Here is a 21,216-nt window from a genome sequence, read left to right as displayed (position 1 = left end):
GTGGGAGCGAGCCTGCTCGCGATGGGATCAACGCGGTTCAACTGATACATCGCGCTGCCTGAATCGCCAGCAGGCTGGCTCCCACATTGGATCAGTGTCAGGCAAGTGTTGAGTGTTTTGCCCCCCCGTTTTTTCGTGGGGGGGTTTGGGGGGGCTGCGGCCCTTGACTGTTGGTTAAACATGGAGAGACCGGGATGGTATTTTCATCCAACGTGTTCCTGTTTTTGTTCCTGCCGATCTTTCTCGGCATGTACTACTTGAGCGGAATACGCTATCGCAACCTGCTGCTGCTGATCGCCAGCTATGTGTTCTATGCCTGGTGGCGCGTGGACTTCCTGGCGTTGTTCGCCGCCGTCACGCTGTGGAACTACTGGATCGGCCTCAAAGTCGGCGCCGCAGGTGTTCGGACCAAACCGGCCCAGCGCTGGCTGCTGCTCGGCGTAGCCGTCGACCTGTGCATTCTCGGCTACTTCAAGTACGCCAACTTCGGTGTCGACAGCATCAACGCGATGATGACGTCGGTGGGTCTGTCGCCGTTCATCCTGACCCACGTGCTGTTGCCGATCGGGATCTCGTTCTACATCTTCGAGTCCATCAGCTACATCATCGACGTCTACCGTGGTGACACCCCGGCAACGCGCAACCTGATCGACTTTGCGGCGTTCGTGGCGATCTTCCCGCACCTGATTGCCGGCCCGGTATTGCGTTTTCGCGACCTCGCCGACCAGTTCAACAACCGCACCCACACCCTCGACAAGTTCTCCGAGGGCTGCACGCGGTTCATGCAGGGCTTCATCAAGAAGGTCTTCATCGCCGACACCCTCGCGGTGGTGGCCGACCATTGCTTCGCCTTGCAGAACCCGACCACGGGCGATGCCTGGCTCGGCGCGCTGGCGTACACCGCGCAGCTGTATTTCGACTTCTCCGGTTACAGCGACATGGCCATCGGCCTGGGCTTGATGATGGGTTTCCGCTTCATGGAAAACTTCAAGCAGCCGTACATCAGCCAGTCGATCACCGAGTTCTGGCGTCGCTGGCACATCAGCCTGTCCACCTGGCTGCGTGACTACCTGTACATCACGCTGGGCGGTAACCGCAAAGGCACGCTGATGACCTATCGCAACCTGTTCCTGACCATGCTGCTGGGTGGTCTGTGGCACGGCGCGAACATCACCTACATCGTGTGGGGTGCGTGGCACGGCATGTGGCTGGCAATTGAAAAAGCCCTGGGCCTGAACACTTCGCCGCGCAGCATCAACCCGATCCGCTGGGCGCTGACCTTCCTGCTGGTAGTGATGGGCTGGGTGATCTTCCGCGCCGAAAACCTGCACGTCGCCGGCCGCATGTACGGCGCGATGTTCAGCTTCGGCGAGTGGTCGCTGTCGGAACTCAACGAGGCCAACCTCACCGGTCTGCAAGTGGCGACTCTGGTGGTGGCGTACGCAACCCTGGCGTTCTTCGGCATTCGTGATTTCTACAGCAACCAGCCACCGGTCAAGACCAAACCTGCGGTCAACGTCGAGGCCGATGGCCCTGCCGGTGCGACACCAGGAATGATCAAAGCCGTACCGGGCGACAACCCGGCCAGCATCCACCAACCGGGCTACACCGTTGGCGTTGAAGCCACCGTGCAGCCGGCTTACTGGACGGCGGACTGGTCGCGTTACGTGATGCGCACGCTGGTACTGGTGCTGTTCATTGCCTCGATTTTCAAACTCTCGGCGCAAAGCTTCTCGCCGTTCCTTTACTTCCAGTTCTGAGGGATCTGACCATGACCCGCTCATTACGCATCTTCTACATCGCCCTGTTCCTGGTGACCCTGCTGGTCCTGGGCCTGTGGTCGACGCGCAGCTTCTTCGGCTTCAGCACCAACGCCGATGCGACGGTGCTCAATGGCCGCTGGGCCAAGGCTGTCGAAACGCACTACGACGACGAGTTCCCGATCAAGCGCCTGGGCACCAACCTCTGGGCCGCGCTGGATTTCAAACTGTTCAACGAAGGTCGTCCGGGCGTCGTGCTCGGTCGCGATCAGTGGTTGTACAGCGATGAAGAATTCAACCCGATCGTCAACGAAGAGTTGAACCTGCAAGGCAACTACGCGCTGGTCGAAGGCGTGCGCCAGGAACTGAAAGAGAAAGGCGTGAAACTGGTGATGGCGATCGTGCCGGCCAAGACTCGCCTGTATCCGGAACACCTGGGCGAAGTTAAGCCTTCGAGCATTCACGCCAATCTTTATGAGGACTTCCACGCTCGTCTGGCGGCCAACAAGATCCTCGCACCCGACCTGTACGGCCCCCTGCTGAAGGCCAAGCTCGACGGTCAGCAAGTGTTCCTGCGCACCGACACCCACTGGACCCCGGAAGGCGCGCAAATCGCCGCCCAGACCCTGGCCAAAACCATTGCCGAGAAAACCCCGCTCAGCGGCGAGCCTCAACGCTTCGTCACCGAGCCGGCAGAGAAAGTGACCCACAAGGGTGACCTGCGTTTGTTCCTGCCGCTTGACCCACTGTTCGAAAACCTGATGCCGGCGACCGAGCCGCTGCAGAAGCGCAACACCGTGGTGGCCGACGATCAGGCTGGCGGTGATGACGCGCTGTTCGCCAACACCGAAGTGCCGGTGGCCCTGATCGGCACCAGCTACAGCGCCAACCCGAACTGGAACTTCGTCGGCGCGCTGAAAGAAGCGCTGAACAGCGACGTGGTCAATTACGCCGAAGACGGCCACGGCCCGATTCTGCCGATGCTCAGCTACCTGAAAAGCGATGCCTTCAAGAACAGCCCGCCACAGGTGCTGATCTGGGAGTTTCCTGAACGTTATCTGCCTGTAAACAACGAAATCGGCGACGCCGACCCGCAGTGGGTCGCAGCGCTCAAAGAAGCCGGCGCCCGCCAACAAAACGTAGCCGTAAACACTAAATCCGAGACGCCCGACCGGGCGCAAAACTGAAAGAGAGGTACACCATGACTTTCACTACTACTCCTCGCCGTCTCGCCAAGACCTTTGCTCTGGCCGCAACCTTCAGCGTGCTGTCCATGAACGCCTTCGCCGCCGGTGACTCGGCCCTCTACGGTCCGACCGCGCCTAAAGGCTCGAGCTTCGTACGGGTCTATAACGCCGGTAACGCTGAAGTCAGCGCCACCGTCGGCAGCACCAGCCTGAGCGACGTCGCGCCGCTGTCCAGCACTGACTTCAGCTTCATGCCGGGCGGCGACTACAGCGCCAAGGTCGGCAGCCAGACCCTGCCGGTGAAACTGGCCGGCGATCACTATTACACCCTGGTCAACAACGCCAGCGGCGCGCCACAACTGATCGAAGAGCCGCCGTTCAAGAACAAGCAGAAATCCCTGGTTCGCGTACAGAACCTGAGCGACAAGGCCCTGACCCTGAAAACCGCCGACGGCAAGACCGAAGTGGTCCCGTCCGTGGCCGCCAAGGGCCGTGGCGAGCGTGAAATCAACCCGGTCAAAGTCAGCCTGGCGCTATACGATGGCGCCACAAAAGTGGGCGACGTGAAACCGGTTGCCCTGGAACGCGGTGAAGCGGCGGTGCTGTACGTCACCGGCAACGGCAGCAGCCTGTCGCCAGTCTGGGTAAAACGCCCGGTTTCGACGCGCTAACAAATTTACCCGGTTGACCCGTGCCCTGTAGGAGCACGGCTTGCCGGCGAAGAGGCCCTCGAGACCGCCTTCGCTGGCAAGCCATGCTCCTACAAGGGACCGAGATGTCAATCGGGACACGAAACAAAAACAAGAGTGAAACGACAGAACGCAGTAGCTCTGACCCATACGATTTTCAAGGAGTAACAACATGATTCCGGTGATCTTGTCAGGTGGTAGTGGCTCACGTCTTTGGCCGCTTTCCCGTAAGCAGTTTCCTAAACAATTCCTCGCCCTGACCGGCGAACACACGCTGTTCCAGCAAACCCTGGAACGCCTGGTGTTCGAAGGCATGGACACCCCGATCGTGGTCTGCAACAAAGACCACCGCTTCATCGTCAACGAGCAACTGAGCAACCGTAAGCTGGAAACCCAGCGCATCCTGATGGAACCGTTCGGCCGCAACACCGCGCCGGCCGTGGCCCTGACCGCGATGATGCTGGTCAACGAAGGTCGCGACGAACTGATGCTGGTGCTGCCAGCCGACCACGTACTGGAAGACCAGAAAGCCCTGCAACGCGCCCTGGCCCTGGCCACCGTCGCCGCCGAAAACGGCGAAATGGTGCTGTTCGGCGTCCCGGCCACCAAACCGGAAACCGGCTACGGCTACATCAAGTCGACCAACGACTCGTTGCTGCCGGAAGGCGTCAGCCGCGTCTCGCACTTCGTTGAAAAACCGGACGTGAAACGCGCCACCGAGTTCGTCCAGTCCGGCGGCTACTTCTGGAACAGCGGCATGTTCCTGTTCCGCGCCAGCCGCTTCCTGGAAGAGCTGAAAAAGCACGATCCGGACATCTACGACACCTGCCTGCTGACCCTGGAACGCAGCCAACAGGATGCCGACACCGTCACCATCGACGAAGCCACCTTCGCCTGCTGCCCGGACAATTCCATCGATTACTCGGTCATGGAAAAAACCCAGCGCGCCTGCGTCGTACCGCTGACTGCCGGCTGGAGCGATGTCGGTTGCTGGTCGTCGCTGTGGGAAGTGAACGAGAAAGACGCCAACGGTAACGTCACCAAAGGCGACGTGGTCATTCAGGACAGCAAAAACTGCATGATCCACGGCAACGGCAAACTGGTGTCGGTGATCGGCCTGGAAAACATCGTGGTCGTCGAAACCAAGGACGCCATGATGATCGCGCACAAGGACTCGGTCCAAGGCGTGAAACAGATGGTCAACACCCTCAACGAACAGGGCCGCAGCGAAACCCAGAACCACTGCGAAGTCTATCGTCCGTGGGGCTCCTACGACTCGGTGGACATGGGCGGTCGCTTCCAGGTCAAGCACATCTCGGTCAAACCGGGCGCGTGCCTGTCACTGCAAATGCACCACCACCGCGCTGAACACTGGATCGTGGTCAGCGGCACCGCTGAAGTGACCTGCGACGAGAACGTGTTCCTGCTGTGCGAGAACCAGTCGACCTACATTCCGATCGCTTCGGTTCACCGTTTGCGCAACCCGGGCAAGATTCCACTTGAGATTATTGAAGTGCAATCGGGCAGCTATCTGGGTGAGGACGATATCGAGCGGTTTGAAGATATCTATGGTCGGTCTACGCCGATTGAGCGTGGGGTTTCGGTGAAAACCATCGCGCAGTAAGTCATCGGTAAAAAGAAGCCCCCGTCCAGGTCACTGCGTTCCCTATCCGCAGTGGGTTGGGTGGGGGCTTTTTTATGAAAATCATCAAGGGTTCAGGTTTAACCTCAAAAGAGGCCTGTTGATAGGCTTTGCCTTGATCCTTTGCGCCACGTCCGAATCTCTTTGGGTTGAGGAGCCAAACAGCACATATTTCATGTTTGTGCTTTTGCCCACCTCGTTCAAACTCCGAACCGTGACGAAGGTTCGCACCCGCCTCAGTACAGGTATCGACTCTCTTCCAGGCAGATCGCTAAAACCGCCCCTCACCTCGGGTCGAATGAGTGGGTTCTGAATAACGCCACTGACAAACGCCCTGTCTTCACCAGCGGTACGCTGACTTATCGATATTTTCTGAATGGCCAGGATTTCTCGCTTTCCGTTTTCCGGCTTTGCTTTCATCAATGCAAAGAAGCGAGGCTTGTTCGCCGCTGCCGAAGCAGTTGATCCATCAATGCCCTTAGCGACATCACGCATCCGCCCTGCTTGATTTGAAAGCTCTATCATCGACAGTTCCAACTCCGACTTTCCAGCAGTGGATGCACGATTCGCCAAGTCCAGGTACGTCTTGCGGTAGCCCTCCAATGCCTCAACGATTTCCTGTCCAGTCAAGGCGTACTCCGGATCGCCCACTTCAAAAACGCGATAGTCATAGGTTTCTTCGTAGCCTCCCTTCGTCTTGTCATGGCGCTGCAACAGGAAATTCAACAGTTGAGTTTCAAGCAAGTGCTGTTTCCAGCCTTGGGTTGAAAGGTCAAGCTCATGGAAAGATGCTTTGGATAATTCGTCACCTGCCAAACCGTTGTAGTCTCGCAACACCATTGGATTGTTTCGAACCATGGCATAGAAATTCAATCCATCAACCGCGCCCGCCGGATCTGGATTCAACCAACGCTGCAACCAAGGCACGTAATACCTGAAGCCATAGTAATAAAGCCCCGTCGCGTCCCGTTCCTTGCCCGAATACCGCACCGTTTTGTAGCTGACCTGCACCGCCTCACCGTTACTCCACGCCGTGCCGCCAAACGGGTAATACCTTTCCTGGGTGATGACGTTGGTGTCCTGATCCAGCTCCAGCGTGCTCGACCCCAGATGGTCCGTCAGGCTGTAGCGCTGCTGGTCGTTGCTGATCTCGTTCGGTCTTCCCGCCTCCCAGTGCAGCACCCGCACGCTGCCACGCCCGGTCGTTACGTCGATGACATGCAGCACTTCGCCGGTGCCGCTGTGGGTGCGAGTTTCCAGACCGGGCAAATACAGGGTTTCGATGATGTTCGTTTGGGCATTGGTTTGCAGCGAGCGGACTTTGCGCACGCGCAGGCCGTCGGCTCCGTAAATGTAATGCTCGCTGTCGTTTTCGGTATCACGCGCCACCGGGCGGACTTCGCACAATTGATTGCGCGCGTCCCAGCGCAACGTTTGCCCCGGTTGCAGCTTCAGCAGGTTGCCATTGGCGTCGAAACTGTCACGGAAGTCTTGTTCAGTCGGCTCGATACCCTCGCGCACCGGTAGGCAGCGGTTGCTGTGAGCATCGGCGACCAGACGATGGCCGGGGTTTTGCGGGCCGACGTGGGTCAGTTCGAGCAGGTTGTTGCCAGCGTCATAACGGTAGGTCTGGCGGTAATTGCCGGGCATGGCGGGGTCCGCCGTCATTGCCGACGACGGACCGTGTTTGACCGAGCCGGCCTCCCAGCCTGTGGCCGTGATCAATCGGTAAAGCGTGTCGTACCAAAAATGGCTGACCGGTTCGATACGCTGATTGGCGAAGTAGCGGATCGGCAGCGCGGCGTCTTCGATGCTTCGCACATTGCCGACCAGGTCGTAGCTGTAACGCAGATCCTGCAACGGCTGGTTCTGACCGAGCCGGGACAGCAGCCGTTGCAGACGCCCATCCTCGGCGGCGTATTTGAGGGTGGTGATCACGCCATTGCCGGCGACTTCCCTTTCGACCTGGCCGTGGGCGTTGTAGGTGATGGCGCTGACCATCGGCAGGCGCTGGGTCGTGTGGCTCAGACGTAAATCCACGGCGCGCAACTGACCGTCCACGGTCTGGCTGAAGCGTTGTTCGTTGCCTTGGGCATCGGTTCGGGACAGCAGGTCACCCGGTGGGTTGAAGCGTGAGTGCGTTGAAAAAGACTGCGCGATGTCATCGAGACGCCGCTGTTGCTCGAGTAGCGTGCCGGTCAATCCGTAGTCGTTGAGCTGCAGAGCACCGGCAAGGTCTGCGTGGTTGATCAGTTGGCCGCACTGGTTGTGGTCGGCAAACGCCAAATCGTTCGCGGCATAAGTCAGACGCTCTGCGCAAATCGCTTCGCCCTCCGCCGTTTGCTCGAACAGCGCGGTCAATCGCAGTTGATTGTCGTAGTGCATCCAACGTTGTGAACCCCGGCCGTCCCAGGATTGAACCGGTTGATCTGCCTCGCCGAAAAGATTCACGCGCAAGCCCGCATCGACACTGAGGGTGCACAAGGCCGTGCCGGAGAGGCCATGAATCGTAACCAGATTGGCCGGTGCCGAAGCCATCTGGAACAACCGCGAATCCCACTGCGCAATCGCCCGCCCAGCGGGGTCATGAACCGTGCGATTGACCTGAGCTTCGGCGACCGCCTCCTCCGCGGCACGGTAATAATCCACTGAGCGTAAGGCCAGACCACGCGGATCGATGGCAATCAACTTTGGGGTATGGCGGTGCATGGCCGTTACTTGAGTTTCCATGACAATTCATCTCGAAGAATGACGATCAGCAAATGCTCAAATCCATATATGGCTAATAAAAAAGCTACAGTCACGACTGTCGGTGCGATAAAAAGTCGATTTTCATTGCGACAGAATCGTCTCCCCACTTGCGTAAGTTGGCCAAAACCCCAGCTCACTCACCCATATTTTTATGTTCGAAATCTGTTTTATTCATAACTATTTTTTTGGGAACAGCAAATTGCGGCCTATAAAATGTATTAAGAACTTCATCCAGTTCACGCCCTTCCCTTAAAGACATGATTTTCTCCTGAGCAGCAGAACTTAGCAGCCTCACGTCGCGAATGATTCTACGCCCCAGCAATTCGATAGCATGTTCCGGACTAGATATCAATTCGGTAGGATCTTTGGCCACCACTTGTTTTTTAAGTAATTCAACGTCAGCTTCAGAAAGATAGTCTGGATAACGTTTAGTCTGACGCTTAGCAAAATAAAGAGTGTCGTTCAACTGCACATGAGCATATTTAACGTAGGGTGATTTATTTGCATCGACTAGTGCCATTTGATATCGATGCTTTCCAAACCTGCTTTCGAGCTTTGCAAGAGGAACAAGATTGAGTGAAAAGTGAACAAAATCAAAACTTCCAACGTCATCTATATCACCCGGCTTACTGTTACCAGTATTAAATTTAATTCCTTTTTTTTGCAAGCTTTTACGCGACCTCAATACAATATTGCCTCTTTTATCCTGAGGGATTTCGCTTCCCGCAAAGTGAACTATGTAGCTCTTCTTACCCGCTTCAACAAAATTTTCAAGGAACTCACTCTCGTTAGGCGTCAAGACGTCCTTTCTAGCACTCATCAAATTATCCCCACTGATTTCTTGCATCATTTCTATGCCCCCCAACTTCAAAACTCGCCCTCCCTGCTTCTCCAACCACTGCTCCCAATGCCCCTCCTCTTGTTGCATATCGAAATAGGCCTGGTCCGCGCGACGTCGGGTTAGTCCGGAATGATCAATGAAGTTCAACGGATTGTTTCCGACAAAACAAAATTGATTAAGCCCATCGATAATTCCCGCCGGATCCGGATTCAACCACCGCTGCAACCACGCCACGTAATACCGCAACCCATAATAATAAAGCCCCGTCGCATCCCGCTCTTTCCCCGAATACCGAACCGTTTTACGACTCGCCTCAACCTCCCCCCTCCCGGCAAACCAGGCGGTAGTCCCGAACGGGTGATAACGCTCCTGGCTGATCACTTCGCCATCGCTGTCGAGTTCCAGGGTGCAGGACCCCAAATGATCATTCAGGCAGAACCGGTATTGATCATTGGCACTGTCCTTTGGCGGCGCCGTTTCCCAGTGCAGCACCCGCACGCTGCTGCGCCCGGCCTGGACGTTGATCACATGCAGCACTTCGCCGGTGCCGCTGTGGGTACGCATTTCCAGGCCTGGCAAATAACGCACTTCAACCAAAACCGTACGGGCATTGGTCTGCGTCGAGCGGACTTTGCGCACGCGCATGCCGTCGGCTCCGTAGCTGTAACCCTCACTGTCGTTCTGGGCGCCGTTTCGTTTTACCGGCCGCACTTCACACAACTGGTTACGCAGGTCCCAGCTCAAGGTTTGTCCCGGTTGCAACGTCAGCAGATTGCCGTTGGCGTCGAAGCCCCGGCGAAAATCCTCTTCGCCGGGTTCCACGCCCTCGACCACTGGCAGGCAACGGTTGCTGAAGGGCGCGGCGACCAGACGATGTCCATGGTCTTGCGGCCCCTCGTGGATAAGTTCCAACAAGTTGCCGCCCCGATCGTAGTGATAGCTCTGCCAGTAATTGCCCCGTGGCGCGGGATCGTCGAAGGCTGAAAACTGTGGGCCTCTGTTCGCGCTGCCGGCCTCCCAGCCCGTCGCACGGATCAACTGATTGAGGCTGTCATAGACAAATCGGTAGACCGGGTCGATACGCTGGTTGGCGAAGTAACGAGTCGGTACGGCGTCGTCTTCGATGCGCAGCACGTTGCCCGTCGGGTCGTATTCATAATGGGAATCTTGCAGGACGTCGTTGCCGCGCCTGGCGTGCAAGCGAATCAGGCGAGCGTCTTCCGGGGCGTATTCGAGCGTGGTGATCACGCCGTTGCCCGCCACTTCCCGTTCGGTCTGGCCATGGGCGTTGTACTGGATGGCGCTGACCAGTGTTTTTGGCGTGGTGTCGCTGCGCAGTTGCAGTCGCACCTCGCGCAACTGGCCGGCGACGGTGTGGCTGAAAAGCTGACGGTTGCCTTGGGCGTCGGTCTGTTCAACAGCCTCGCCCAGTGGGTTGAAGCGCGAGCGAGTGGTCGCGCCAGATCCCGGTTCCAGCCAGGTATCGCGCTCGTCCACGGACTCGGGCCAATCGGGGGATGCCAACGCATGTAGAAAGCGTCGAGTCTGCTCAAGCAACCCGCCGGTCAATCCAAACGTCGGGAACAGCTGCGTGCCTGCCCGGTCGTCATGCCGGATCAATTGGCCGCACTGGTTGTGATCGACGGAAACGGGATCGTTCGCGGCATAAGTCAGACGCTCTGCGCAAACCGCTTCGCCCCCCGCGGTTTGCTCGAACAGCGCGGTCAGGCGCAGTCGATTGTCATAGTGCATCCAGCGTTGCGAACCCCGGCCATCCCAGGATTGAACCGGTTGATCCGCCTCGCCGAAAAGACTCACGCTCAAGCCGGCATCGACATTGACGGTACTCAACGCAGTGTCGGACAGTGACAGGATGCTGCTGAGGTTGGCCGGTGCAGAAGTCTCCAGGAACAACCGCGGATCCCACTGCGCAATCGCCCGCCCAGCGGGGTCATGAACCGTGCGGTTGACCCGAGCTTCGGCGACTTCACCCTGCGCGGCACGGTAATAATCCACCGAACGCACGGCCAGCCCCCGCGGTTCAACGACCGTCATGCTTGGCGTGTCGCGGTGCAGGAAAGCCAGCTGAGGCTGCATCAGGCGTCTTCATGTCGATTTGCACCAGCTAATGCTGAAAACCCATGCATGGCTACTGTCACAAATTACAGGCTCGACAAACGGTCGCCCTCACCACGCCCATCGCCAAGCACACCCGCCCTTAGGTAGGATGAGCCTCTCTCCTGCGAGGTTGTGCGACATGTTCATCGGCGTCCTGTTGGTCATCACCTGGCTGATCCTGTTGCTGCGCTACCCGTCCAAGGCCCTGCCCGTTTCGGTGGCGGCCGCCATCGGACTGGGGCTGGTGGCCACCTGGGTGGTCTGGCTGGACAATCGCGAGGTCAAGCAATTGGCGCGCCTTGAGTTACGCATCACTTACGCGCCGGAACACTGCCCGGCGGATCGCCCTTTGCTATTGAAGATGAACAACGGCAACGACGTGCCGCTGACCGAACTGCGCTGGCGCGTCGCAGCCTACGCGCCGGGCGATACGGTCAACCTCGCCGACAATCAATACGCCGCACCGCGTTATCGCGGCCCAGGCGAACTGCAAGCCGGGGCGAACTGGGAAGATTGCCTGCCCATGCCGCCGCTGCGTCCCGGTTATCGCCCGCAAACCCTGGAGTTTCGCGCCGAGCGTTTGCAGGGTAGTTTCTCCGACTGATCCCCACTCTTCCCTTTGCACAAGGACCGCGCCATGCCCGTTGCGTTGATTACCGGTTGTTCCAGCGGCATTGGCCGCGCTCTGGCGGATGCCTTTAAAGGTGCCGGTTATAAAGTCTGGGCCAGCGCCCGCAAGGCTGAAGACGTTGCCGCGTTGACGGCGGCCGGTTTCACCGCCGTGCAGCTGAACGTCAACGATGGCGTGGCACTTGAAGCGTTGGCCGGGCAGATCAACCAGCTACATGGCGGCCTCGATGTGCTGATCAACAACGCCGGTTATGGCGCCATGGGGCCGCTGCTGGACGGCGGTGTGCCGGCCATGCAGCGGCAGTTCGAAACCAATGTATTTGCGATTGTCGGTGTGACGCGCGCGCTCTTCCCGGTGCTGCGCCGGGCCAAAGGGATAGTGGTGAATATCGGCAGCGTTTCCGGGGTCCTGGTCACGCCGTTTGCCGGTGCTTACTGCGCCTCGAAAGCCGCAGTGCATGCCTTGAGCGATGCGTTGCGCATGGAACTGGCGCCGTTCGGTGTGCGAGTGATGGAGGTGCAACCGGGCGCCATCGCGTCCAGTTTTGCCAAGAATGCCGGGGCAGAGGCGGAGCAGTTGATCAGCGAACAGTCACCGTGGTTTCCGCTGCGCGAAGGCATTCGTGCACGGGCCAAGGCGTCCCAGGACAACCCGACGCCGGCCAGTGAGTTTGCCGCCGGTTTGCTCAAGGCTGTGCAGCAGGACAAACCGCCGCGCCTGATTCGTTTGGGCAATGGCAGCCGGGCGTTGCCGTTGTTGGCCGGGTTGCTGCCCAAAGGGTTGCTGGAGTCGGGGTTGATGAAGCGGTTCGGGTTGAGTGGGCAGCTTTGAGACCGCGTTATCGTTCTTCGCGGGCGAGCCTCGCTCCTACAGGTTTTGCGCGAGCCTTGTAGGAGCGAGGCTTGCCCGCGAAAGCGTCAGATCAGACTCTGCAAAATTTTCAGGAAGTAACATGACCGACTACACCGAATACTTTGACGAAGTGATCCAGGCCCATGTCGCCATCGAGCAATGGCTGGCCGAAGAACGAAACGTCACCGAACTTGAACAATTGCTCGCCCGTTTTTCACCGCAGTTTTCCATGGTCTCGCCGTTGGGCCGCGTGCTGGATTTCGACGCGCTTGGCGAGTTGTTCCGGATGGCGGGCGGGAAGAAGCTCGGGTTCAGGATTGAGCTCAGCGAGTTGCGTGGCATTGCGCTGTCCGACAACGGCGCGACCGTGAGTTATCGCGAGCAGCAGACCGATGCGACCGGCCAGCAGACGGACCGGCGTTCGACGGTGGTGTTTGAGAAGCAGGCCGGTGGAAAGGTGGTTTGGCGGCATTTGCATGAGACTTTCTGCAAGGAGTGACCTGTAAGACCGAGGCGCCTGAATCGCCAGCAAGCCGGCTCCTACAGGTTTGCGCCGAACACAAAAATGTGTGTACGACACCTATTTGTAGGAGCCGGCTTGCTGGCGATGCAGGCAACTCGGTCTAACTATTGGTTAACCACCACCGTGCACGTAATCCCCGCCGCCAACAACACCCCTTCCGGCACTTCATCAATGTGAATCCGCACCGGCACCCGCTGTGCCAGGCGTACCCAGTTGAACGTCGGGTTCACGTCCGCAATCAGCTCGCGGCTTTCCGGATTATCGCGGTCGTAGATCCCGCGAGAAATACTCTCCACATGCCCCTTGAGCACTTCGCCGCTCATCAGTTGCATGTCGGCCTTATCGCCCACCCGCACGTGCGGCAGTTTGGTTTCTTCGAAGAAGCCGTAGACCCAGAACGAGTTCATATCGACCACGGCCATTTTCGCTTCGCCGATGCGTGCGTAGTCGCCGGGATGCACGTTGAGGTTGGTCACGTAACCGTCCACCGCCGCGCGCACCTCGGTGCGTTTGAGGTTCAGTTCGGCGGCTTCCAGTTGCGCTTGCGCGTGTTGGTAATCGGCGAGGGCCGAGTCTGCGATATTGCTGGCGTCGTCGCGGTTTTCTTTGGAGATCACCAGGGCATCCATGTCGGCGCGGCGATGGGCGTTGACCTTGCGCATTTCCCAGGTCGACTTGCGAGAAGCCACCAGTGCCTGCGCCTGTTTGACCGCGATGCGGTAGTGCTCGGGGTCGATGCGCATCAGCAGATCGCCCTTCTTCACCTGTTGGTTGTCGCGCACCGGCACTTCCACCACTTCACCGGTGACGTCGGCGGCAACGTTGATGATGTCGGCGCGCACCCGGCCGTCGCGGGTCCACGGTGTGTTCATGTAATGCACCCACAGGGTTCGGCCAATCCACAGCGCGAGGGCCAGCACCAGCAGAGTGGCGAGCAGGCTGAAAAGCTTTTTCATCAGAGCCTTCTTCAGAGATAGAGAGTCAGTGGTAGACAGTCAGCGCCAAAGCACCAAACAGACAGGTAAACAAACTCAGGCGCAGCAGCGCCGGGTGCCAGAAAAAACGGTACAGATCGAACCCGGACAGAAACCGGTCCAGCGCCCAGGCCAGCACCGCGGCGATGAAAAACATCAGCGTCATGGTCGGCATGTACACGCCGTGGAAGGCGATTTCACGAGGCATGTTCAAGTCCTTGGGGCGTGGTCATTGCGTAGGCGGCAAGCGGTGATTGCGGGTCGAGTAATGAGGTGCGGATGAAATGCAGGTAGCTCTTCACCCGGCGCAACGCCGAGGTGTCGAAGTGCGGCGCGAAGGGCTCGTCGGTGGCTTGCACACGGCTGATCGCATGGTCCACCGCGATCAGGCAGCGCTGCAGATTGCTCTGGCCCGGTTGCAGAAACAGCCGCACCAGCGAACGGCCCATCACTCGGATGGCCTGGCGCCACGGCTGCGATTCGGCGTACGCCGGATGCACCGGCAGAATCGCCTGCTCCTTGCGCAACTCGATGATCGCGTGACCGACTTCCAGCACCACGAACATCCAGCGCAGCAAGTCCCGTTGCACCTGCGGCTGACCGGCGGCGAGGCCATAAGCCTGGTGCAGCAAGTCCCGCGTGCGGCTTTCGAAACTCGACGCCAGGCCCTTCAGTTTGCCGCTGATCGCATACACCACTTGCCCGCGCAGATCCTGCTCCAACCGGCGCCATAACCAGCGACTGTTCGGCGGCAGGATGATTGCGCCGGCGGCGGCGCACACCAGCATGCCGAGCACCATGGCGATGTAGTCGTTGATGAAGGTGTAAGGGTTGTAGATGGTGAGGTTGTCCGGCACCGAACCGGTGCTGAAGAAGATCAGCAAACCGAGGCCGACACCGGCGTATTTCGGGCGCGAGGTCAGGAACGAACCGAGCACGATCACCGGCGCGAGCATCACGCACAGCAACGGAAAACCATCGATCCACGGGAAGATGAAAAACATCTCGACGAAGCCGATCAGCGCCCCCAGGAATGTGCCGCAGGCCATCTGGAACGCCATGCGTTTCGGGTTCGGCGTGGCCGCCGAAAGGCCCACGGTGGCGGCGGCAATCAGGGTCATCATCGCCCCGCTCGGCCACGCGGTGGCGACCCAGTAACTGCCCAGCACCACCAGAATAAACGCCGCGCGAATCCCCGAAGCGGCGGACGCCATCCAGTTGGTTTGCGGGGTGAAAGGCTCGTCCCACTGCTCCCGTTCATGACTGTGATCGGCCAGGGACGCGTGGGTCTGTGCATAACCGTGCAGGTCGTCGACGAAGCGATAAAGCAGCTCATACGCGGTATGAAAATCGAGCTGCTCGGCGTCGCTTGGCTCGCTCTCCTGAAACGTCGCGCGCAGGCTGCGGACACGCGCCGGCAGCGCTTCCTTGTAGGCGCTCAGCGCAATCACCAAACGTGCGGCGTCAGGGCTGGTCAACGCGCGACCACTGAAACCGTCGAGCACTTCCGCGAGGTCCTGCAAGCCCGGCTTGATTGCCGCGACCACATGATCGGCGCCACTGCTGCGCAAGCGTTCGAGCAGTTGGTGCAGGGCATTGAACCGCGTGGTGACGCCCATGAACTCGCTGTTCAAGCGACTGAGCCGACCGTTGCGCCGACGCATGTGCGGGTCTTCGAACACGGTGACGCTGCGCAGCCCTTCCAGGCCGACCGCCTCGGCGATGAAGCGCACGTTGCTCGCTTCAAAAGCGTCCCGTTTGCTGCGACCGCGCAAGCCATCGGTGACGAACAAAGCGAACACACCGAAGCGCTGATACAAAGCGTTGCGCATCGCCGCGCTGGCGGTTTGCGGCAGGATCGCAGCGCTGACCAGCGTGGCGCAGAGAATCCCCAACGAGATTTCCAGCACGCGCCAGACCGCCGCCATGAACGCGCCCTCCGGGTGCGCCAGTGCCGGCAAGCCGACCATCGCGGCGGTGTACCCGGCCAGCACAAAACCGTAGGCGCGGAAGTTGCGAGAACGCGCCGCACCGGCCGAGCAGATGCCGACCCAGATCGCCAGCGAACCGAGGAACAACTCAGTGTTCTGTGCGAACAAGGCAATCAGCGCGACCATCACCGCCGACCCGGTCAGCGTGCCAAGGAAGCGATAAAAACTCTTGGCGAACACCTGGCCGCTTTGCGGCTGCATGACAATGAACACGGTGATCATTGCCGTGCGCGGTTGCGGCAATTCCAGACGCATGGCCAGCCACAGGGTCAGGAACGCGGCGAACAACACCTTGAAAATGTAGACCCAGGTCACGCCGTCGCTGCGTGCCCAGTCGAAAAAACCCCGGCGCCATTCAAGGGAATACAGCCAGCGCAGCGGTGCGGGCAAGGGAGTCATGAAATCCTGCTCATAGAAATTCGATCAAGACGCAGAACCTGTGGGAGCGAGACCGGCTTGCCGGCGATTGCGGTCTGACATTCAACATCGATGTCGACTGACACTCCCTCATCGCGAGCAGGCTCACTCCCACAGGTTTTGTGTTCAACGCAAAAGAACCGGGGTTTTCGGGGGCTGGGTTTTCTCAGCATTCGGCACGTCATTACCCGCACCGAGACCACCACCGAGCGCCGTCACCAACTCGGCGTGCGCACTGAGCCGCGCAGCCTGAACCTGTTGCTGAACCTGCTGCTGTTTGAACAACAAAGTCTGGGCATTGAGCACGTTGAGGTAATCGGTGAGCCCGCGTTGATAAGCGATCATCGCGATGTCGTAAGTCTTCTGCGCGGTGGCCACGGATTCGGCGGCGAAGGTTTGCTGCTTGTCCATGGATTCGCGGCGGATCAACTGGTCGGAGATGTTTTTCAGCGCATTGACCAGCGTCTGGTTGTACTTGGCCACGGCGATGTCATAACCGGCCGAGGCTTCCCCCAACTCGGCGCGCAACCGGCCACCGTCAAAGATCGGCAACGAGATCGCCGGGCCGACGCTGTAGTTGAGTTTCTTGCCGGTCAAAAACTCCAGCGCACCGCCGCCGGTGGCCATGTAGCCGAGGCTGCCGACCAGATCGACGTTGGGGTAGAAACCCGCGTGAGCCACATCGATGCCCCGCGCCTGAGCCGCCACTTGCCAGCGGCTGGCGACCACGTCGGGACGCTGGCCGAGCAATTGCGCCGGCAGCGACGATGGCAGTTTCAGCGCGGTGCCCAATGCCAACGTCGGTCGCTGCAACTGCGCGCCGTCGCCCGGGCCTTTGCCTGCGAGTGCGGCAAGCTGATTGCGGCTGAGGGCGATTTCTTCGTCGAGCGCATCGAGCTGGCGGTGGGTTTCCGGCAGCGGCGTTTCGGCCTGGCTGACTTCGAAGTGGGTGCCGATACCGCCGCTCAGGCGTTTCTGCGCGAGGTCGAGAATTTGCTGCTGTTGTTGCAGGGTCGCGGCGACGATGTCCCGTTGCGCGTAATGCAGCGACAGTTCGATGTAGGCGCGCACGATGTTGTTCTGCAGTTCGAGCTGGGCCAGACGCGCTTCGGCGGCGCTCATGTGCGCCATGTCGACGGCGCGCTCGGTGGCGTTGCTTTCACGGCCCCAGAGGTCGAGGGCGTAGCTGAAGCCCAGCGCGGCGTTGTTGTCCCACGTCGTCGCGTTGGCCAGCTCACCCGGCCCGTAGAACTGATCGGTGGGCCAGTTGTGGCGCTTGAGGGTGGACCCGCCATTGACCTGCAGCGACTCGGCAGACTCGGCGATGCCCGCCATGGATTTGGCCTGACGCACCCGTGCCGCCGCCATGGCCATGGTCGGGCTGCCTTGCAGGGCGAGGTCGATCCAGCGGTTCAGTTGCGGGTCGCCATACGCCTGCCACCATTGCGCGGTGGGCCAGTGAGCGTCCTGCGCGGCGCTCTGGATGGCGTCGTCGGTGGCCAGTGAATTGGCCTCCAGTGCCTTGCCCTGCGGGGCAATACCTGCGGTTCCGATGCAGCCGCTGATTGCCAGGGTTAAAGCCAAAACACTGAGCGTCTGAAGCGCTCTGCTGATGCGACGCGGCACTGCGGCGATTTCCTGAGAAAGTGGACTGGATCCCGTAGGAGCGAAGCTTGCTCGCGAAGAACGATAACGCGGTCCATCTGTTAAACCGCGTTATCGTTCTTCGCGAGCAAGCTTCGCTCCTACAAGGAACGGCGCAATTCTAGGGGGCGGGTTTGATGGCGATAAGCTGGGATTCCTGTGAATCTTTGTTACCGTTAACGCGATAATCCCTTGGTCGGGGTCTCAGTCTCTGAAACTTCGTGTCACAATTTGCCATCGCACCCGAGAGCACCCCATGGACACTTTGCAAAACATGCGCGCCTTCAGCTACGTGGCCGAGGCCGGCAGCTTCACCGCCGCCGCCGTGCAACTCGACACCACCACGGCCAACGTCTCGCGCGCGGTCTCCAACCTGGAAGCCCACCTGCAAACCCGCCTGCTCAACCGCACCACTCGTCGCATCGCCCTGACCGAGGCCGGCAAGCGTTATCTGTTGCGCTGCGAGCAGATCCTGGCGTACGTCGAAGAGGCTGAAGCCGAGGCCAGCGATGCCCACGCGCGCCCGGCCGGGCAACTCAAGGTGCACACCATGACCGGCATCGGTCAGCACTTCGTGATCGACGCCATCGCCCGCTACCGCAAGACCCATCCCGACGTGACCTTCGACCTGACCATGGCCAACCGTGTGCCGGACTTGCTCGACGAGGGCTACGACGTGTCCATCGTCCTTGCCAGCGAACTGCCGGACTCGGGCTTCGTCTCCCAGCGCCTGGGCATCACCTACAGCATCGTTTGCGCCTCCCCGGCCTACGTGAAAGCCAACGGCTGCGCACACAAGCCCAGCGATTTGCTGAACCACGCGTGCCTGCGCCTGGTGAGCCCGGTGATTCCGCTGGAGAAATGGAATTTCGACGGCCCGGAAGGCCAGGAAATGGTCACCATCAACAGCTCGCCGTTTCTGGTGAACTCCGCCGATGCGATGAAAACCGCGATCATCAGCGGCATGGGCGTCGGCGTGTTGCCGGTGTATGCAGCGATCGAAGGGCTGCGCAACGGCACGCTGGTGCGGGTGATGCCGAACTACCGCTCGCAGGAACTGAATCTGTATGCGATCTATCCGTCGCGGCAGTATCTGGATGCGAAGATCAAAACCTGGGTCGAGTATTTGCGCGGGTCGTTGCCGGAGATATTGGCGGCGCATCAGGCGGAACTGGCGGCGTATGAGTTGAGCGGGAGCCTGGGTGGGGCAAGATTGGCAAACTGATCCCTGTCTGTCGATTGGCATTCATTGTGGGAGCGAGACCGGCTTGCCGGCGATGGTCGTGAACGATAACGCTGTAAACCTGACACCCCGCAGTGTTCTCACGTTTATCGCGAGCAGGCTCGCTCCTACAAAAAGCGTGGTGTCCTAGGATGTTTCCGACGCGTTCTGTCGGTTGTCGGGTGGGAAGCGAGATGGTTAGGCTTTGGGCGTCGCTGAGAAATCAGCGACCGGGCCTGGAAACCCGAGGTTCAAGAGATAGATGCCGGACTTCATGACATACTACGGCGCTTTTTTTGCCCGTTAGCACTTGTTATGGCGGCTGTGCGTGGGAGACCTTCGGGTCTGCCGGGTTTTGCTCTTGCCTCGGTTTTCCAGCCCGCGCATAGCTGCCACCCTTTCGTCTGGAAACGAAAAATGGCGGCTCCATCAAGCAAGAGGAATACGCCATGAAAAAGCCGTCACCCAATCCGCCAGATGCGGATATCACCTCCCCCCAAAACTCATTCACCCTGAAAGCCTTGATCCCGCCCCACACCCCCAGCCATCTATTCACCGTCGTCCCCGACATCAACACCGAAACCCTTTTGGTTCACGCCAGCGAATCCCTCGCCTCCGCCAGCGTCATGGCCAGCGACCTCGCCGGATTTCTCGACGGCCCCCACCGCAACACCCTGCTGGGCATTCAACAAGTCATCATGCTCGGCGAACTGGCCGTCAACCGCGCGCTGGACAACATCGACCCGCAGGATTAGACACCCCAAATCTGTAGGAGCCGGCTTGCTGGCGATCCATACGACGCGGTGCATCAGACGGACCGAGGTGCCTGGATCGCCAGCAAGCTCGCGATAGCGGAGCTTCAGTCGACATCAACGATGCATGACTCTCCCGCCTTCGGGGCAAGTCGCTCTTATTTCTGAAGCAGCTTGTTAATTTCGGCCGGATTAAAAAAGGCTACTCAACGATATTTATATTTCCAATAGATATAGGAATCCTTAAAAACCTGTAAATCATGACAGTAGACGACAGTTGAACTTCAGGCAGAGAATTTTCAACTTCCACCCTAATGTAAAGGAATACGCTAATGAGCATTTCCAAAGCAGATCTGCCAAAAAATACCTCAACCTCAGGAGAAATGACCGCTGACCTTAATGAGCTAGGAAAATTTGAAGGAGAGGCCTTCAAATTTGAAACCGACAAAAAACACGTTATATTCATGGGCAAACACCCAATCTCTCCAACCGAATGGAACTACATGTCCTTAACGTTCCAGATAGACATTGTAAATGGACGACATTTTTTCAACTCAAACAGTGAAGCCGCCCCCCCGCTTTTTTCAGAAATATCGAATAACGGGAATAGCGGTAAGCCTTACCCAGCTAAACCTGATGAAGGTTACGTAGACATCACTTTTGACAAAGAAAATGGCACATTAGAGGCGGCCTTCAATTACACCTTCGAACACAACTCGCGCCAAGTTGTGGGCAACATCGTGAATGGTCAAGGTATGGAGTACGTGAAAATATTGCCAGAGATTGGGGAAAGCAGTTTAAAACTGCAATAGTTTAAACGTTCTACACCATGCAGACATGGGACTGCAGCAAACCGCTGACTCCTCCTCGCGATAGCGTTGTGTCGGTCGACATTCATGTTGAATGAATGATCGCTATCGCGAGCAGGCTCGCTCCTACAAAAAGCGTGGTGTCCTAGGCTGTTTCCGACGCGTTCTGTCGGTTGTCGGGTGGGAAGCGAGATGGGTAGGCTTTGGGCGTCGCTGAGAAATCAGCGACCGGGCCTGGAAAACCCGAAGAACAGGATCACCGCACATGACATAATGCGGCGCTTTTTCAGCGCTGTACGTTGAGTTATGGCGGCTGTACGTGGGAGACCTTCGGGTCTGCCGGGTTTGATCCTTCTCGGTTTTTCCAGCTTGCGTACAGCTGCCACCCTTTGTCTGGAAAACGAAAAGTGGCA

At 58.9% G+C, this 21,216-nt stretch carries 16 protein-coding genes; 10 read left to right on the top strand and 6 right to left on the bottom strand.

The window, feature by feature from the left end; genetic code table 11:
• Positions 1–194 precede the first annotated feature (194 nt).
• The 4 genes from KGA82_RS13880 to KGA82_RS13865 all read left to right on the top strand — a co-directional run bounded on the left by KGA82_RS13880 (position 195) and on the right by KGA82_RS13865 (position 5,260).
• Positions 195–1,760, top strand: coding sequence for an MBOAT family O-acyltransferase (locus KGA82_RS13880; RefSeq protein WP_008025362.1), 1,566 nt, complete (start codon positions 195–197; stop codon positions 1,758–1,760).
• An 11-nt stretch (positions 1,761–1,771) separates the two neighbouring features.
• Positions 1,772–2,947, top strand: coding sequence for an alginate O-acetyltransferase (locus KGA82_RS13875; RefSeq protein ID WP_008025360.1), 1,176 nt, complete (start codon positions 1,772–1,774; stop codon positions 2,945–2,947).
• A gap of 14 nt (positions 2,948–2,961) precedes the next feature.
• Complete coding sequence (locus KGA82_RS13870; protein WP_008025358.1) at positions 2,962–3,618, top strand: alginate O-acetyltransferase AlgF; 657 nt, start codon at positions 2,962–2,964, stop codon at positions 3,616–3,618.
• A 190-nt stretch (positions 3,619–3,808) separates the two neighbouring features.
• Positions 3,809–5,260: a mannose-1-phosphate guanylyltransferase/mannose-6-phosphate isomerase gene (locus KGA82_RS13865; RefSeq protein WP_223450771.1), complete on the top strand. Its 1,452-nt coding sequence runs from the start codon at positions 3,809–3,811 to the stop codon at positions 5,258–5,260.
• Positions 5,261–5,344: 84 nt separating this feature from the next.
• Here KGA82_RS13865 and KGA82_RS13860 read toward each other — a convergent pair whose 3' ends face one another.
• Together KGA82_RS13860 and KGA82_RS13855 are read right to left on the bottom strand one after the other, a co-directional pair.
• Positions 5,345–8,008 carry an RHS repeat domain-containing protein gene (locus KGA82_RS13860; RefSeq protein WP_223450770.1) on the bottom strand — a complete coding sequence of 888 codons (2,664 nt, stop codon included), beginning with the start codon at positions 8,006–8,008 and terminating at the stop codon, positions 5,345–5,347.
• A 154-nt stretch (positions 8,009–8,162) separates the two neighbouring features.
• Positions 8,163–10,967, bottom strand: a complete 2,805-nt coding sequence (locus tag KGA82_RS13855) for an RHS repeat domain-containing protein (RefSeq protein WP_223450769.1) — start codon at positions 10,965–10,967, stop codon at positions 8,163–8,165.
• A 160-nt stretch (positions 10,968–11,127) separates the two neighbouring features.
• Between KGA82_RS13855 and KGA82_RS13850 the strand changes: the two genes are divergently transcribed.
• From KGA82_RS13850 to KGA82_RS13840, 3 genes are all read left to right on the top strand, one after another.
• Positions 11,128–11,592 (top strand): hypothetical protein, encoded by a 465-nt coding sequence (locus tag KGA82_RS13850; protein WP_008044486.1) that lies wholly within the window; start codon positions 11,128–11,130, stop codon positions 11,590–11,592.
• A 33-nt stretch (positions 11,593–11,625) separates the two neighbouring features.
• The gene (locus tag KGA82_RS13845) at positions 11,626–12,450 is read left to right on the top strand and encodes an SDR family oxidoreductase (protein ID WP_223450767.1); all 825 of its coding nucleotides are present in this window, start codon (positions 11,626–11,628) and stop codon (positions 12,448–12,450) included.
• A 121-nt stretch (positions 12,451–12,571) separates the two neighbouring features.
• Positions 12,572–12,970: a DUF4440 domain-containing protein gene (locus KGA82_RS13840; protein ID WP_207285239.1), complete on the top strand. Its 399-nt coding sequence runs from the start codon at positions 12,572–12,574 to the stop codon at positions 12,968–12,970.
• 128 nt (positions 12,971–13,098) lie between these two features.
• On the opposite strand, the gene KGA82_RS13835 is transcribed toward KGA82_RS13840, so the two are convergent.
• The 4 genes from KGA82_RS13835 to KGA82_RS13820 form a co-directional block, all read right to left on the bottom strand.
• Positions 13,099–13,950, bottom strand: a complete 852-nt coding sequence (locus KGA82_RS13835; protein WP_192420814.1) for an HlyD family secretion protein — start codon at positions 13,948–13,950, stop codon at positions 13,099–13,101.
• Positions 13,951–13,975: 25 nt separating this feature from the next.
• Positions 13,976–14,176, bottom strand: a complete 201-nt coding sequence (locus KGA82_RS13830; RefSeq protein WP_008025348.1) for a DUF1656 domain-containing protein — start codon at positions 14,174–14,176, stop codon at positions 13,976–13,978.
• Positions 14,166–16,358: an FUSC family protein gene (locus KGA82_RS13825; RefSeq protein WP_223450765.1), complete on the bottom strand. Its 2,193-nt coding sequence runs from the start codon at positions 16,356–16,358 to the stop codon at positions 14,166–14,168. The genes KGA82_RS13830 and KGA82_RS13825 overlap by 11 nt, the downstream gene beginning before the upstream one ends.
• A 144-nt stretch (positions 16,359–16,502) precedes the next feature.
• Positions 16,503–18,002: an efflux transporter outer membrane subunit gene (locus KGA82_RS13820; RefSeq protein WP_223450763.1), complete on the bottom strand. Its 1,500-nt coding sequence runs from the start codon at positions 18,000–18,002 to the stop codon at positions 16,503–16,505.
• 274 nt (positions 18,003–18,276) lie between these two features.
• Here KGA82_RS13820 and KGA82_RS13815 point away from each other — a divergent pair, with 274 nt between their 5' ends.
• The 3 genes from KGA82_RS13815 (at position 18,277) to KGA82_RS13805 (ending at position 20,806) form a co-directional block, all read left to right on the top strand.
• Positions 18,277–19,245: a LysR family transcriptional regulator gene (locus KGA82_RS13815; protein WP_008025343.1), complete on the top strand. Its 969-nt coding sequence runs from the start codon at positions 18,277–18,279 to the stop codon at positions 19,243–19,245.
• A 446-nt stretch (positions 19,246–19,691) separates the two neighbouring features.
• Positions 19,692–19,997: a DUF6124 family protein gene (locus KGA82_RS13810; RefSeq protein WP_192417328.1), complete on the top strand. Its 306-nt coding sequence runs from the start codon at positions 19,692–19,694 to the stop codon at positions 19,995–19,997.
• A gap of 329 nt (positions 19,998–20,326) precedes the next feature.
• Positions 20,327–20,806: a hypothetical protein gene (locus tag KGA82_RS13805; protein ID WP_223450762.1), complete on the top strand. Its 480-nt coding sequence runs from the start codon at positions 20,327–20,329 to the stop codon at positions 20,804–20,806.
• The last annotated feature ends 410 nt before the right edge of the window (positions 20,807–21,216 follow it).

The organism is Pseudomonas sp. BF-RE-22, assembly GCF_019956155.1.
Classification (GTDB): Bacteria; Pseudomonadota; Gammaproteobacteria; order Pseudomonadales; family Pseudomonadaceae; genus Aquipseudomonas; species Aquipseudomonas migulae.
This window is presented reverse-complemented; position numbering and strand designations above follow the sequence as displayed.